Origin of the sequence: Sodalis sp. RH16 (genome assembly GCF_047324245.1) — a bacterium.
Lineage (GTDB): Bacteria > Pseudomonadota > Gammaproteobacteria > Enterobacterales > Enterobacteriaceae > Acerihabitans > Acerihabitans ligni.
Map to the genome: position 1 here is coordinate 4,856,637 of NZ_CP178737.1, position 12,758 is coordinate 4,869,394.

A 12,758-nucleotide genomic window follows, 5' to 3' on the forward strand; every position below is an offset into this window, starting at 1 on the left:
GACCCCATTTAGTCCGCCGGCTCAAATTGATAGCCGCGGGGGGTAATCATCAGGCCGTCCCGGCAATAGGTGGAGCGGTTGCCGACAATCACCAGGCAGGTCATGTCCACCGGCTCAAAGTCCATGTCGCCGAGGGTGGTTGTCCATTTTTCCTGTTTTTTTCGTCCGGCGGCGCGCACCACGCCCACCGGCGTCTCGGCGGGCTTGTAGCGGCGCAGCGCCGCAAAGGCATTGGCCAGATGATCCTTTCGGCCATTGCTGCGGGGGTTATAAAAACAGATGACGAAATCCGCCTGCGCGGCGCACAGGATGCGTTTTTCAATCACCGGCCAGGGCGTCATCAGATCGCTGAGGCTGATATGGCAATAATCATGCATCAGCGGCGCCCCCAGCAGCGAGGCGGCGGCGGTGCTGGAGGTGACGCCGGGTATCAGTTTTATCTGCACGTCCAGCCGCTGCTGGGTGGTCAATTCGAGAATCAGCCCGGCCATACCGTAAATACCGGCGTCGCCGCTGCTGATCAACGCCACTTTATTGCCCGCGGCGGCCAAATCCAGCGCCGCCTGGCACCGTTCGATCTCTTTGCACATGCCGGTTTTTATCACCTGCTTATCGCCGGTGAGGTGTTTTACCAGGTGGGTGTAGGTTTTATAGCCGACAATGATGTCGGCGTCCGCAATGGCGTCAAGGGCCTCCAGGGTCATGGCGCCCTGGTTGCCCGGACCGATACCGATAACATAAAGCATCAGCAGGCTACTCCTAAAGTGATGGTGACGCCTTGGGTGCGCAGCGTGTCGCCCACCAGGCGACCGTTGCTCATCAACCAGGCCACGGGCTGGGACACGCTGCCGATACCGGTAATGCGGCGAACGAATTCGGAGACCGGGAAACGCGCCGCCACCGGTTTGAGCACCTCGATGGAGTAGATTTCAAAGGGTACGCAGCATTGGTTGGCGAGATGGCGCAGCGCCGGCTCATCCTGTTTAATGGACACGCTGCCGATGGCGGATAGCGCCAGGGGATCGATATGCTGGCTGGCCAACTGCTGATTGAGCAGGCGCGACACCGTAGACGGCGGGGTATCCCGTCGGCAGCCGATACCGGCCACCACGCAGCGGGGGATCAGTTTATATATCGGCACCGGCAGCGCCGGCACCGTATCCCGCAGGCTGACGTACAGCAATGCGTCCAGCTCCGGCAAGTCGTCCAGATCGGTCACCAGAATCAGGCCGCGGGTATCGCAATACTCTTCGGGCCAGTGCATCTTGACGGCGGCCAGGGAGGTTCTATCCCAAAACAGGCCGACCTTGCCGCCGCTCACCAGCAGCTGATTGAGCTTTTTGCTGTTCTCGCGAAAATCCGTCATGGTGGCGTTCAGCTGCTGCGCCAGCATATCCACCGCCGCCAGCTGATTAACATCGGTGGCGGTGGTAATGACGGGCGCAGCGCCGATAAGACCGGCGATATAGCGGGTCAGCGCGTTGGCGCCCCCCATATGGCCGGACAGCAGGCTGATGGCATGGTGTCCCTGGTCGTCAAGCACCACCACCGCCGGATCGCTGAATTTATCTTTGATAACCGGCGCGATGACCCGCACTGTCAGCCCGGTGGCGCAAATGAAGATCAATGCCGAATACTGGTGGAAGATCTCGGCGACGGTTTGCGACAGGGTGCCGCGAAACGGTTCGAAACCGGGCTCCAGCAGGTTTTGGCTGGTAAAACAGGTCATGGGCAGCCGGGCGGACAATCTTTTGGCCAGCCGTATTCCCCCCGGCGTCAGGCAAAACAGGGCGACCGACTCAGGCTTGACGATATTCATGAGAGAATCCGGCATGATAAAGTTTGGAATAATGGTATTCGTCGCCCATAAAGGCACCGACCAATATCAACGCGGTTTTGCCGATATCCGCCGCCCGGGCCAGGCCGGCGATATCGCTTAAGGTCCCGCGCACGGTTTTCTCTTCCGGCCAGGTGGCCTTGAAAATCACCGCCGCCGGCGTGTCGGCGGGATAGCCCCCGTCCATCAGCCGCCGCGCTACCCGTTCGATGGCCTGCACCGACAGAAAAATCGCCATGGAGGTGCGATGGGCGGCAAAAGACTCCAGGGATTCCAGCGGCGGCGTCGGCGTGCGCCCTTCCATGCGCGTAATAATCAGGCTTTGGGACACTTCGGGCACGGTATATTCCACCCCCATTTGCGCCGCCGCGCCGAGAAACGCGCTGACGCCGGGCACGGTGCTAAAACCGATTCCCAGTTTGGCCAGTTCTTCAATCTGCTCGCGGATAGAGCCGTACAGCGACAAATCGCCGGTTTGCAGCCGCGCCACCAGCCGCCCTTCGGCTATCCCTTTATGCATCCGCCGGATAATGTCTTCCAGGGTCATGCCGGCGCTGTCATAACACTTCGCCTCCGGTTTGCAGTATTCCAGCAGAGCGGGGTTGATCAGGGAACCGGCATAGATAACCACATCCGCCCGGCACAGCAGCCGGTACCCTTTAAGGGTGATAAGCTCCCGGTCCCCCGGTCCGGCGCCGACAAACCACACCAACCGTCGATCAAATGACTCTGTCATACCTTCTCCTTCTGACAGGAAAGAATAAAAGCGGGATTGTTCGGCTTGAAATAGTGACCGTTACCCAGACGGGCCAGAGACGATACCTGGATTTGGATACAATCGGGCCGGCTAAAACCCCGTAGGGTTAAACTTTTCAGCGCCTCATTGAGGTTTTCCAGCAGGATGAGGTTAATCACCAGCCGTCCCCCCGGCGCCAGCAGATCGCCGGCCCAGAGGATAATCTGTTGAAGATTGCCGCCGCTGCCGCCGACAAAAACGGCGTCGGTCTGTCCGGCAAAAGGAAGCGGCAACGGCAGCGGCGCCACGCCCTCGACGACCTGCACCCGGCCAAGACGGAATTTGTCGCAATTGCGGCGGATCAGGTCCAGGGCCTCGGCGTTGCGCTCTATGGCCGCGACCTTCAGCGCCGGGTAGCGGCAGGCGGCTTCAACGGCCACGCTGCCGGTGCCGGCCCCCACGTCCACCATCACCTGCGCTTGCGCCAGATCCAGCCGCTCCAGCGCTATCTGACGCACTTCGCGTTTGGTCATCGGCACGGCGCCGCGAATAAAGTCTTCATCTTTCATCAGGGAAACCTGTCCATTTGTCCGCTCCGCTTCGCAACGCGCCATGGCCGGCGGTAAGGTAGTGTTCATCGAGGATCGCCACCACATTCATGTCATATTCCCGCGCCACGCGTTGGGGAGACAGAATATGGATACGCTCGTCGGCATAGGAGAGATTTTCTCCCACCGCCAGGGTACGGCGCAGGCCGCGCGACAGGATCTGGCGGGCGATTTCATAGGGTCCGATATGCCGGTCGGTCATCATGGCCACTTTGCCGTGCCGCAGTATAAAATCGAAGTCCGGTTCGCGGCCGTGGCTGCTGGTAAGATAAATATCGTTCATGGACAGCCCCAGGCGCGAGAACAGGTATTGCACCGCGCTGATGCCGGGCACCACCAGCAGCGGCCCGTCCGCATGGCGGCTCAGGTAATCGCCGATGCCGTATAACATCGGGTCGCCGGACGCCAGCACCACCACCCGCTGCTCCCGGTGGGCGGCCAGCCAGGCGGCCAGGGCCGGGAGGGAGGCGTCCAGCAACCGTTTCTCCTGGCGTACTTCCGGGAAGCAGGCCAACTGGCGCGGGCTGCCGATAAGCACGTCGCAGCGTTCAATCAGCCCTCTGGCCCGGGGCGTAAGATAACCCACATCCCCAGGCCCCAGTCCCACCACGCTCAGGCGGGCATCGTTCATCGAAACGCCTCCGTTAATTCCGCCACCGGCCGGCTGCTGCCCAGCACCTGCTGATCGAAAGAGAACAGCAGCGCATCGCAGCGCGGCGGCCGGGGGGAGAAACGCAGCAGCTCGGTCATACGCTCCGCCACCCGCCGGGCAATGGCCGGATAGACCCGCTGCCAGCCGGCATCGTTTATCAGCGCCATCGCCTCCTCGGTGGTAAGGCAGGCCGCCACCCGGTGCATCAGTTCATGGGGAGCGTCGCACAGGGCCAGCCAGGCTACCAGGGTTTCCATCCGCCCGTCGGCGATATGGCTGTGCGTATGGAAAATTCCCGCCGCCACTTTTATAAGCTTACCGAAATGCCCCACCATCAATACCTGCCGGAAGCCCAGCCGCTCGGTCTCTTTGAGCATATAACCGACAAAATTGCTCATGGTGACAACGTCACCTGGATCCAGTCCCAATTGCTCGCGCACAAAACGCTCGCCGTGATTGCCCGGCACCAGGATCACCCGTTCGCGCCCTTCGGCCCGCTTCATGCCCAGCTCCAGCGACAGCGAACTTTTCCAGCTCTCCTCGGACATCGGCGTGACGATGCCGGTGGTGCCGATAATGGAAATCCCTCCCAGGATGCCCAGCCGGCCGTTGTAGGTTTTTCGCGCCCGCTCTTCCCCTTCGGGGGCGAAAATTTCCACGTCGGCGCCGCGCCCGGGACCTATCACCTCGCGCACCGCCGCCTCGATGGTTTGCCGGGGAGTTTTATTGATGGCGGCCTGGCCGATGTCCAGCCCGATACCGTTGCGGGTGACTCGGCCGACGCCGGCGCCGCCGTCAATGACGATGGCCGGGTCGCCGCGCAGGCTGACCCGGGCGAAAATCAGCATGCCGTCGGTGGCGTCCACATCATCGCCGCCGTCCTTGCGAATGGCCGCGGTGGCCTGTGCCGGGCTTATCAGCGGCCGCTCCACGTTCAGGTGCAGCGTGGCGCCGGACGGAGTGACGATGGAGACGTTGTCGATGATTTGCTGGCGCAGCAGCATCAGCGCGGCCACCTTCGCCGCGGCGGTGGCGCACGAACCGGTGGTATAGCCCTTGCGATAGGCCTTGCCGTTATGCCAAATCACCTCGTCCATCAGGCCTCCCGCAGCTGATACAAAATGGCGTTGACGATGGCGGCGGCGATATTGCTGCCGCCTTTGCGTCCCAGGGCGGCGATACAGGTGAGGCCGCTTTCCGCCAGCGCCTGTTTGGACTCGGCGGCGCCGACAAAACCCACCGGCACGCCGATCACCGCTTCCGGCCGGGCGCCGGTGCCCGCGGCCTGGTGCTCCAGCAAACGAAACAGCGCCGTCGGCGCGTTGCCGAACACAAACAGGCTTTTACCCGGTTCGCCGACGGCCCGGTCCACCGCCGCCATGGAACGGGTGATGCCCTGCCGGCGCGCCTGTGCCGCCACCAGCTCGTCGCCGATAAAACAGTGGAACCGGCAGCCCAGGCGGGTCAGTTCATGCTTATTGATGCCAGACAGCGCCATGGTGGTATCGGTATACAGCGTACATCCGGCCGCCAGGGCGCTGGCGATGCCAGCGGGTGCATCGGCGGAAAAATGCAGGATATCCAGCCAGTCGAAATCCGCGCTGGTATGAATGGCGCGCAGGATGATCTTCTCTTGCCATGGGTCGGAGAAATGAAATTCAGGCCGCTCGCGGGCAATAATGTCCCGGATAATATCGAAACTGGTCTGTTCGATTTGCTGCGGTTGCTTGATATAAGGCATTCTTTTCATCGCTCCGGGCGTTGTCACAGATTCGGTTGCAGATAATGTGCCGCGACAATACGCAGCAGGCACAGCAAGACCAGCGTTATGGCGGAAGCCAGGTACATCAGGCGAATGGCGGCGGTGATATCTTCCAGATCGATTTCACGGGTTTCCTCGCCGATCCAGGGTTTTTCCACCCACTCATTGAAATAGCGGTTGGGTCCGCCCAAACGCACCCCCAGCGCCCCCGCCACCGTGGCTTCCGACCAGGCGCAGTTGGGACTTTTATGCTGATAGCGGTCGCGCCAGCCGATGCGCCAGGCCCGGCGCCCGTCCAGGCGCAGCGCCCCCGCCGACAGCGCCAGTACTATCCAGCCCAGCCGCGCCGGCAGCCAGTTGGCCAGGTCGTCCAGTTTTGCCGAGACATAACCGATGGCCCGGTATTTCGGCGTGCGGTAACCCACCATGGAATCCAGGGTATTTACCGCCTTATAGGCCATGGCCAGCGGCACGCCGCCGATAAACAGCCAAAACAGCGGCGCGATAACGCCGTCGACGCTGTTTTCCGCCACGGTTTCCACCACCGCCCGCATGATTTGCGGCCGGGATAAATGCTGCGTATCGCGCCCGACGATATAGGAGAGCTGCCGGCGGCTCTCTTCCAGGGTATCCGCCCGCAGGGCGTGATACACCGCCATGGCGGCATCGCGCAGACAGCGGGTGGCCAGCAGGGTATAGGTTAACCAGGCCTCCGCCAGCCACTGCAGCCAGGGATTGAACGACAGTAATCGCAACACCAGGTCCGCTATCAGCCAGGTTCCCCCCACCACCGTCAGCCACAGTATGCCGCCGCCCGCATAGAGCATGGATTCGCCGGGGCAACAGCGGCGGATCAGCCGCTGCATTCCGCTGATGGCGTTGCCCATCCAGCGTACCGGATGGGGCCAATGGGGAGGGTCCCCCAGCCACAGATCGAGAAAATAACCGACAATATAGGCGCTGAGCGTCAACATGCCGCGTCTCCCCGCACCAAAAGCATACCGGCATCGCTCATGGATATGACCGCCTGTTGAACAGGCAATATCGCAGCAGTCGTCATAATTGCGCGCATCCCAGATCAAGCCAGCGTTTCACCATGGCGGGCCGCTGGTAGAAGTGCACGTGGAGATAGCTGGCGAAAATGTTGCCGCCGCCGTACCCGCCCGCCCACTGGTGGACGTCCCCGTTGGCGGCGGTTTTGCTCATGCGAAACAGCGGCGTTTCATCGGTGATGTATTCGGAGTGGTGGAACTCGTGCCCGCGCAGGGTTTCACCCCGGCCCGCCAGCAGATTGTCGCTTAACGACCGGCCTTCACAATAACCGAAGCGTTTAAGCCCCTGGGTCATGCGGCTAAAGCCCTGCAGCAGTCCCACCATGGGATAGCTGGTGCCGTCCTGTACTATCAGCGCCGCCCCCAGATACATCAGGCCGCCGCATTCGGCATAGATGGCGGCGCCGTTCTGTCCGGCGCGCAGCAGCGCCTGGCGCATGGGCCGATTATCCGCCAGCTGGGTCGGGAACATTTCCGGGAAACCGCCGCCGAGGTAGATCATTTGGCAGGGAGGCAATACCCGATCGTGCAGCGGACTGAAACGGATAATTCGTACGCCGATATCCTGCAGCATCCGCAGGTTGTCGGGATAATAAAAATTAAACGCCTCGTCGTCCGCCAGGGCCAGGGTCAGCCTGGAATAACGCTCATGGCCCGGCAGCGCGGGCAGCCGGCCTCCATCGGGGCGGCACTCGGCCAATGCCAGCAATCTATCCAGATCGATATGTTGCTCAACGCCGTCAGCCAACTGCTCCCATTGGGTTTGCCCGCGTTCGGACTCCCGCGCCGGAATCAGCCCCAGATGGCGGGAGGGTAAATTCCAGTCAGGCAATGGCGGCAGGTAACCCAATACCGGCACATTGCAGTAGCGCAGGATGGCGGTTTTGATGAGGTTGAAATGATTTTCCGAGGAAACGCGATTGATAATGACGCCGGCGATATTCACCGCCGGGTCAAACTGCTTGAACCCCAAGACGACTGCCGCCGCCGAGGTGGAAACCGCTTTGCCGTCGATAACCAGTATCACCGGCACCCGCAGCTGCTTGGCCAGGGATGCGCTGCTGCACCGATCCCCATCGCTGCCCAGCCCGTCGTAAAGACCCATGACGCCTTCAATGATACCGATATCGGCACCGGACATATGACGGTTGAACAGACCGTTCAGCGTTGACGATTCAAGCATATAGGCATCGAGATTGTGCGAGGGAATACCGCTTACCGCCTGATGCCAGCCGGTATCGATATAATCCGGCCCGCATTTGAAGGGCTGCACCCGCAAACCTCGCCGCGCCAGGGCGCGCAGCAGTCCCAGGGTGAGCAAGGTCTTGCCTGTCCCGCTTTGCGCGCCGCCGATGAGTATCGCTTTCATCTTCATCCCGTTACTCCCCAGAGGCGCCGCTGGGGATTGTCGCAAACAAAGGCTGCGGGAGACTCACTGTCCCGACGGCATTGTTGGGACAACCCGCTTCCCGCCGAAGGAGTTGTTACCGAGCCTATAAAGGCTATAGGCAATCAGGCAGGTTTTCTGGCTTGGCGTCATCCTTCTCCGAACCTTCCCAATCGGCTGAGATCAGTGGTTATCACGGAGTCGTCGGCATCACAGCAGCGGGGGCTGCGGAGGATTTTCACCTCCTTCCCTAACGGCCTTGCGGCACGTTTCACCTGAATGCAAAATGTACTTTTCCACAGCGGCCGGCGGCCCTGGTGAAGCCGGGCAATCGGCCGTTGATGACTAATGTAAAGTATTCAAAGGTGAATATACCCCCTTTCGGATCAAAAAAAATGTTCGCGGCGGCGGATTTATTTGGAATTTATCGGATGGCGATAACATTTTTTTGTTACGTCAATTTAAAGGGATAAAATTAATTAAATAAAGCAACGATATCTTTATTTTCCGGCGGCGAAAAGCGCTGTTCACGATAGGCCTGAGGAGTAATACGGTAGGTTTGGCGAAATAACTTGCAAAAGTAGCTTGCCTGAGAAAATCCGAGATTGCGGGCAATAGTGGCGATGGGCCAATCGCTTTGTTCAAGCATCTGCCGGGCGCTTTGCATACGCAATTGATTAACATAAGCGTTGAAGCCGACCCCCTGGTATTTCTTGAACAGTTTGCTGAAATAATAGGGACTGAGGTAGACCATCGCCGCCACGTCTTCCAGCCGCAGATCCTCGAAGTAATGATTGTCGATGCAGCGCAACGCTTTTTTCATCTTGCTCTCGTGCTGGCTGGGAACCGCCGTCCGGCGTTCTAGCGGCCCGTCGCCGTGCTCCTTGAATACCACCACTTCCAACTGCTGTTTCAGGTAGTTATCCACAATCATTTTCAGCAAATCGGCGGATGAGATGAGGCGATCGAAATCCACCACCGGAATTTTTTCATAGCTTTCAGTTAATTGATAATCTTTTTGCCAAGCCCTGCTGGTACAGTCCTGCACCGAAGGCAGGGTTACGGTGTCATGCACCCGGACCTGTCCGCATAAGACAAACCCAACCAAATGTCCGCTGATAAGCAGCGGAATGGAGAAGTCGGTCAGGCCGGCGTGGCAGCGGTAAATGCAGGGCTGATTGGATTTTGACGCTTCCAGTCCGCCGCACCTGTCGCTCATACGGCAGCGCCGGCTCATCTCCGGATCCTGGCGCATTAATTGACAAAAAGGGGTGAAGTGATATAAATCCGAGACTTCCTCGCCGTGAATATTCACCACCACAACCGCCAGATTGGTGGCATTAGCGAAATCCTGCGCGATTTTATTTATCAAATCTGAATCCATGAAACTACCGGAATTCATATTCCCCCCTTTCTTCTTCAAAGCTACCTTAGATTCAATCATTTTTTACCCATTTGATAATGTGCTCCGGTACACAATTATCAAAACGGGGGTTCGATAGCACATAAGGCTAAACGCCGTTTCCCGCCGCGCCGGGAGAACGCCGCAGGTAATAAATAGTAAAACCATAATCAATTTTAAGCGCCCATCGGACTACAGATACCGTCAATGCTGGGTTTGTCGTTTTAAATCAGATAACACTTTTTCGTTATTATTCATTTTCTGTGGAATGAGCATTATCAGCTCAGATCATAACTTTTCTTACTTTTCAAGTCGGTTAATTGAATACTGAAACTTCAATTACGGATATTTGCTATGGCTGTTCATTCCCCCCTGACCGGTCACAGCTCGCTTTATTAAATAATCAAACCTAATTTTTGCTATAGCCGCGCCAATCATTTTCGCTATTTACAATGCAGGACGGCCATTAATTTTCACGGCGTTTGGGTATATTTCCAGCCGGACACCCAACGCATATCAACGATTGGTCGAGGTAACAAAATGCAACAAGAAGCCCTGGGTATGGTTGAAACCAAAGGTCTCACCGCCGCCATCGAAGCGGCCGATACGATGGTGAAGTCGGCCAATGTCGTGTTGGTCGGTTATGAAAAAATCGGCTCCGGTCTGGTTACGGTGATTGTACGCGGCGACGTAGGGGCGGTGAAAGCCGCCACCGACGCCGGCGCCATGGCCGCGGCCAACGTCGGCGAAGTGGTGGCGACCCATGTTATTCCGCGCCCCCACGGGGATGTGGAGAAGTTTTTGCCGAAAGGAATACGTGAATGAACACCGATAAAGCCATTGAGGAGATTTTGGCTAAGGTGATGGAAAAAATCGGTGAAGGCGCCACGGCGTCTCCTTCTCACACACCCTTGGATAAAGGTCCGGATATGTCGGAGAAAACCTGTAACCTGACTGAATTTGTGGGTACGGCCATCGGCGATACCATTGGCCTGGTGATTGCCAATGTCGACAGCGAGGTGCTGTCGGCGATGAAGCAGGAAAAACATTACCGCTCCATCGGCATTCTTGGCGCACGTACCGGCGCCGGTCCGCAGATCATGGCGGCGGATGAGGCAGTGAAAGCCACCAACACCGAAGTGGTCAGCATTGAGCTGGCGCGCGATACCAAAGGCGGCGCCGGCCACGGCTCTTTGATTATCTTTGGCGGTGAAGATGTCTCCGATGTCAAGCGGGCGGTGGAAGTGGCGCTTAAGGAGCTGGATCGGACGTTTGGCGACGTTTACGCCAATGACGCCGGCCATATCGAACTGCAATACAGCGCCCGCGCCAGCTATGCGCTGGAAAAGGCCTTCGGCGCGCCCCTGGGCAAAGCCTGCGGCGTGATTGTCGGCGCGCCCGCCGCCATCGGCGTGGTGATGGCCGATACGGCGGTGAAATCCGCCAATGTGGATGTGGTGGCCTACAGTTCCCCCGCCAAGGGCACCAGTTTTAGCAACGAAGTCATTCTGGTGGTATCCGGCGATTCCGGCGCGGTCCGTCAGGCGGTGATCTCCGCCCGTGAAATCGGCAAAACGCTGCTCGGTACGCTGGGCGCCGCGCCGCAAAACGATCGCCCGTCTTATATCTGATTCCTTAGGGGGGATGGCATGAAATCCAAGCGATTTGAAGCATTGGCGAAACGGCCGGTTAACCAGGACGGATTCGTCAAAGAGTGGGTGGAAGAAGGCTTTATAGCCATGGAAAGCCCCAACGATCCCAAGCCGTCCATCAAGATAGTCAACGGCAAAATCACCGAACTGGACGGTAAGCCTCGCGAGCAGTTTGATCTGATTGATCATTTTATCGCCAACTACGGCATCAACCTGCCCCGCGCCGAAGAAGTCATGGCGATGGACTCGGTGAAACTGGCCAAGATGCTGTGCGACCCGAATATATCGCGTGGGGATATCATTCCGCTCACCACCGCCATGACGCCGGCAAAAATCGTCGAAGTGATGTCGCAAATGAACGTGGTGGAAATGATGATGTCGATGCAGAAAATGCGCGCTCGCCGTACTCCGTCGCAACAAGCCCACGTGACCAATATTCAGGATAACCCGGTGCAAATCGCCGCTGATGCCGCTGAAGGCGCGTTCCGCGGTTTCGATGAACAGGAAACCACCGTGGCGGTGGCGCGCTACGCGCCGTTTAACGCCATCGCGCTGCTGGTAGGCTCGCAAGTGGGCCGTCCCGGCGTATTGACGCAATGCTCGCTGGAAGAAGCCACCGAACTGAAGCTGGGCATGCTGGGCCATACCTGTTATGCGGAAACCATTTCCGTCTACGGTACCGAACCGGTATTCACCGACGGCGACGATACGCCGTGGTCAAAAGGCTTCCTGGCCTCTTCTTATGCCTCCCGCGGTTTGAAAATGCGCTTTACCTCCGGCTCCGGCTCGGAAGTGCAAATGGGCTACGCCGAGGGCAAATCCATGCTGTATCTGGAGGCGCGCTGTATTTTCATCACCCGCGCCGCCGGCGTGCAGGGGCTGCAAAACGGTTCGGTCAGCTGTATCGGTATTCCGTCCGCGGTGCCCTCCGGCATAAGGGCGGTGTTGGCGGAGAACCTGATTTGTTCTTCTCTTGATTTGGAATGCGCGTCCAGCAACGACCAGACCTTTACCCATTCCGACCTGCGCCGTACCGCCCGTCTGCTGATGCAGTTCCTGCCGGGAACCGACTTTATCTCCTCCGGTTATTCCGCCGTGCCGAACTACGACAATATGTTCGCCGGTTCCAATGAAGACGCGGAGGATTTCGATGACTACAACATCCTCCAGCGGGACTTGAAGGTGGACGGCGGCCTGCGGCCGGTGCGGGAAGACGAGACGGTGGCCATCCGCAATAAAGCGGCGCGGGCGCTGCAGGCGGTATTTGCCGGTATGGGCCTGCCGCCCATTACCGATGAGGAAGTCACCGCCGCCACCTATGCCCACGGCTCAAAAGATATGCCGCCGCGCAATAAGGTGGAAGACATCAAGTTCGCCCAGGAAATCATCGAAAAGAACCGCACCAGCCTGGAAGTGGTGAAAGCCCTGGCGGAGAACGGTTTCCCCGATGTGGCGCAAAGCGTGCTGGATATGCAAAAGGCCAAGATCGCCGGCGACTATTTACACACTTCGGCCATCATCATCGGCAAGGGCCAGGTGCGGTCGGCGGTGAACGATATCAACGATTATGCGGGTCCGGCCACCGGATACCGTTTGGAAGGCGCGCGGTGGGAAGAGATCAAAAACATTCCCAATGCGCTCGATCCCAACGAATTGGGCTAAAAGGCGGC

13 protein-coding genes and 1 riboswitch are annotated in these 12,758 nt (G+C 58.7%); of the genes, 3 read left to right on the plus strand and 10 right to left on the minus strand.

The window, feature by feature from the left end; translation table 11 throughout:
* Window positions 1-8: 8 nt before the first annotated feature.
* The 10 genes from ACL2XJ_RS22110 to pocR all read right to left on the minus strand — a co-directional run bounded on the left by ACL2XJ_RS22110 (window position 9) and on the right by pocR (window position 9,436).
* The gene (locus tag ACL2XJ_RS22110) at window positions 9-746 is read right to left on the minus strand and encodes a precorrin-3B C(17)-methyltransferase (protein WP_132921513.1); all 738 of its coding nucleotides are present in this window, start codon (window positions 744-746) and stop codon (window positions 9-11) included.
* On the minus strand, window positions 746-1,819 hold the full coding sequence (gene cbiG / locus ACL2XJ_RS22115; protein ID WP_413724508.1) for a cobalt-precorrin 5A hydrolase: 1,074 nt from the start codon (window positions 1,817-1,819) through the stop codon (window positions 746-748). Before cbiG ends, ACL2XJ_RS22110 begins: the two co-directional genes overlap by 1 nt.
* Window positions 1,800-2,573 carry a cobalt-precorrin-4 methyltransferase gene (locus ACL2XJ_RS22120; protein WP_413724509.1) on the minus strand — a complete coding sequence of 258 codons (774 nt, stop codon included), beginning with the start codon at window positions 2,571-2,573 and terminating at the stop codon, window positions 1,800-1,802. The genes cbiG and ACL2XJ_RS22120 overlap by 20 nt, the downstream gene beginning before the upstream one ends.
* On the minus strand, window positions 2,570-3,142 hold the full coding sequence (locus ACL2XJ_RS22125) for a decarboxylating cobalt-precorrin-6B (C(15))-methyltransferase (RefSeq protein ID WP_413724510.1): 573 nt from the start codon (window positions 3,140-3,142) through the stop codon (window positions 2,570-2,572). The genes ACL2XJ_RS22120 and ACL2XJ_RS22125 overlap by 4 nt, the downstream gene beginning before the upstream one ends.
* A complete protein-coding gene (locus ACL2XJ_RS22130; protein WP_413724511.1) occupies window positions 3,132-3,812 on the minus strand; it encodes a cobalt-precorrin-7 (C(5))-methyltransferase in 681 nt (226 codons plus the stop codon). The genes ACL2XJ_RS22125 and ACL2XJ_RS22130 overlap by 11 nt, the downstream gene beginning before the upstream one ends.
* The gene (cbiD, locus tag ACL2XJ_RS22135) at window positions 3,809-4,930 is read right to left on the minus strand and encodes a cobalt-precorrin-5B (C(1))-methyltransferase CbiD (RefSeq protein ID WP_132921508.1); all 1,122 of its coding nucleotides are present in this window, start codon (window positions 4,928-4,930) and stop codon (window positions 3,809-3,811) included. Before cbiD ends, ACL2XJ_RS22130 begins: the two co-directional genes overlap by 4 nt.
* A complete protein-coding gene (locus ACL2XJ_RS22140) occupies window positions 4,930-5,574 on the minus strand; it encodes a cobalt-precorrin-8 methylmutase (protein WP_413724512.1) in 645 nt (214 codons plus the stop codon). The genes cbiD and ACL2XJ_RS22140 overlap by 1 nt, the downstream gene beginning before the upstream one ends.
* A gap of 23 nt (window positions 5,575-5,597) precedes the next feature.
* Complete coding sequence (gene cbiB, locus ACL2XJ_RS22145; RefSeq protein ID WP_413726939.1) at window positions 5,598-6,566, minus strand: adenosylcobinamide-phosphate synthase CbiB; 969 nt, start codon at window positions 6,564-6,566, stop codon at window positions 5,598-5,600.
* 85 nt (window positions 6,567-6,651) lie between these two features.
* Window positions 6,652-8,016, minus strand: a complete 1,365-nt coding sequence (locus ACL2XJ_RS22150; protein WP_413726940.1) for a cobyrinate a,c-diamide synthase — start codon at window positions 8,014-8,016, stop codon at window positions 6,652-6,654.
* Between the two features lie 128 nt (window positions 8,017-8,144).
* Window positions 8,145-8,328: riboswitch (cobalamin riboswitch) on the minus strand.
* 181 nt (window positions 8,329-8,509) lie between these two features.
* The gene (gene pocR / locus ACL2XJ_RS22155) at window positions 8,510-9,436 is read right to left on the minus strand and encodes a transcriptional regulator PocR (protein ID WP_413724513.1); all 927 of its coding nucleotides are present in this window, start codon (window positions 9,434-9,436) and stop codon (window positions 8,510-8,512) included.
* Between the two features lie 540 nt (window positions 9,437-9,976).
* Between pocR and pduA the strand changes: the two genes are divergently transcribed.
* Genes pduA through pduC form a run of 3 tightly spaced genes read left to right on the plus strand, consistent with a single transcriptional unit; the run spans window position 9,977 to window position 12,750 of the window.
* Window positions 9,977-10,261: a propanediol utilization microcompartment protein PduA gene (gene pduA / locus ACL2XJ_RS22160; RefSeq protein ID WP_132921504.1), complete on the plus strand. Its 285-nt coding sequence runs from the start codon at window positions 9,977-9,979 to the stop codon at window positions 10,259-10,261.
* The gene (gene pduB / locus ACL2XJ_RS22165; RefSeq protein WP_132921503.1) at window positions 10,258-11,067 is read left to right on the plus strand and encodes a propanediol utilization microcompartment protein PduB; all 810 of its coding nucleotides are present in this window, start codon (window positions 10,258-10,260) and stop codon (window positions 11,065-11,067) included. The genes pduA and pduB overlap by 4 nt, the downstream gene beginning before the upstream one ends.
* Before the next feature lie 18 nt (window positions 11,068-11,085).
* A complete protein-coding gene (pduC, locus tag ACL2XJ_RS22170) occupies window positions 11,086-12,750 on the plus strand; it encodes a propanediol dehydratase large subunit PduC (protein WP_413724514.1) in 1,665 nt (554 codons plus the stop codon).
* Window positions 12,751-12,758: the final 8 nt, after the last annotated feature.

Excerpts from the sequence above, each read along its gene's own strand:
- ACL2XJ_RS22110 (WP_132921513.1), bottom strand. The coding sequence starts at position 746 with ATGCTTTATGTTATCGGTATCGGTCCGGGCAACCAGGGCGCCATGACC.
- cbiG (WP_413724508.1), bottom strand. The coding sequence starts at position 1,819 with ATGAATATCGTCAAGCCTGAGTCGGTCGCCCTGTTTTGCCTGACGCCG.
- ACL2XJ_RS22120 (WP_413724509.1), bottom strand. The coding sequence starts at position 2,573 with ATGACAGAGTCATTTGATCGACGGTTGGTGTGGTTTGTCGGCGCCGGA.
- ACL2XJ_RS22125 (WP_413724510.1), bottom strand. The coding sequence starts at position 3,142 with ATGAAAGATGAAGACTTTATTCGCGGCGCCGTGCCGATGACCAAACGC.
- ACL2XJ_RS22130 (WP_413724511.1), bottom strand. The coding sequence starts at position 3,812 with ATGAACGATGCCCGCCTGAGCGTGGTGGGACTGGGGCCTGGGGATGTG.
- cbiD (WP_132921508.1), bottom strand. The coding sequence starts at position 4,930 with ATGGACGAGGTGATTTGGCATAACGGCAAGGCCTATCGCAAGGGCTAT.
- ACL2XJ_RS22140 (WP_413724512.1), bottom strand. The coding sequence starts at position 5,574 with ATGCCTTATATCAAGCAACCGCAGCAAATCGAACAGACCAGTTTCGAT.
- ACL2XJ_RS22150 (WP_413726940.1), bottom strand. The coding sequence starts at position 8,016 with ATGAAAGCGATACTCATCGGCGGCGCGCAAAGCGGGACAGGCAAGACC.
- pocR (WP_413724513.1), bottom strand. The coding sequence starts at position 9,436 with ATGAATTCCGGTAGTTTCATGGATTCAGATTTGATAAATAAAATCGCG.
- pduA (WP_132921504.1), top strand. The coding sequence starts at position 9,977 with ATGCAACAAGAAGCCCTGGGTATGGTTGAAACCAAAGGTCTCACCGCC.
- pduB (WP_132921503.1), top strand. The coding sequence starts at position 10,258 with ATGAACACCGATAAAGCCATTGAGGAGATTTTGGCTAAGGTGATGGAA.
- pduC (WP_413724514.1), top strand. The coding sequence starts at position 11,086 with ATGAAATCCAAGCGATTTGAAGCATTGGCGAAACGGCCGGTTAACCAG.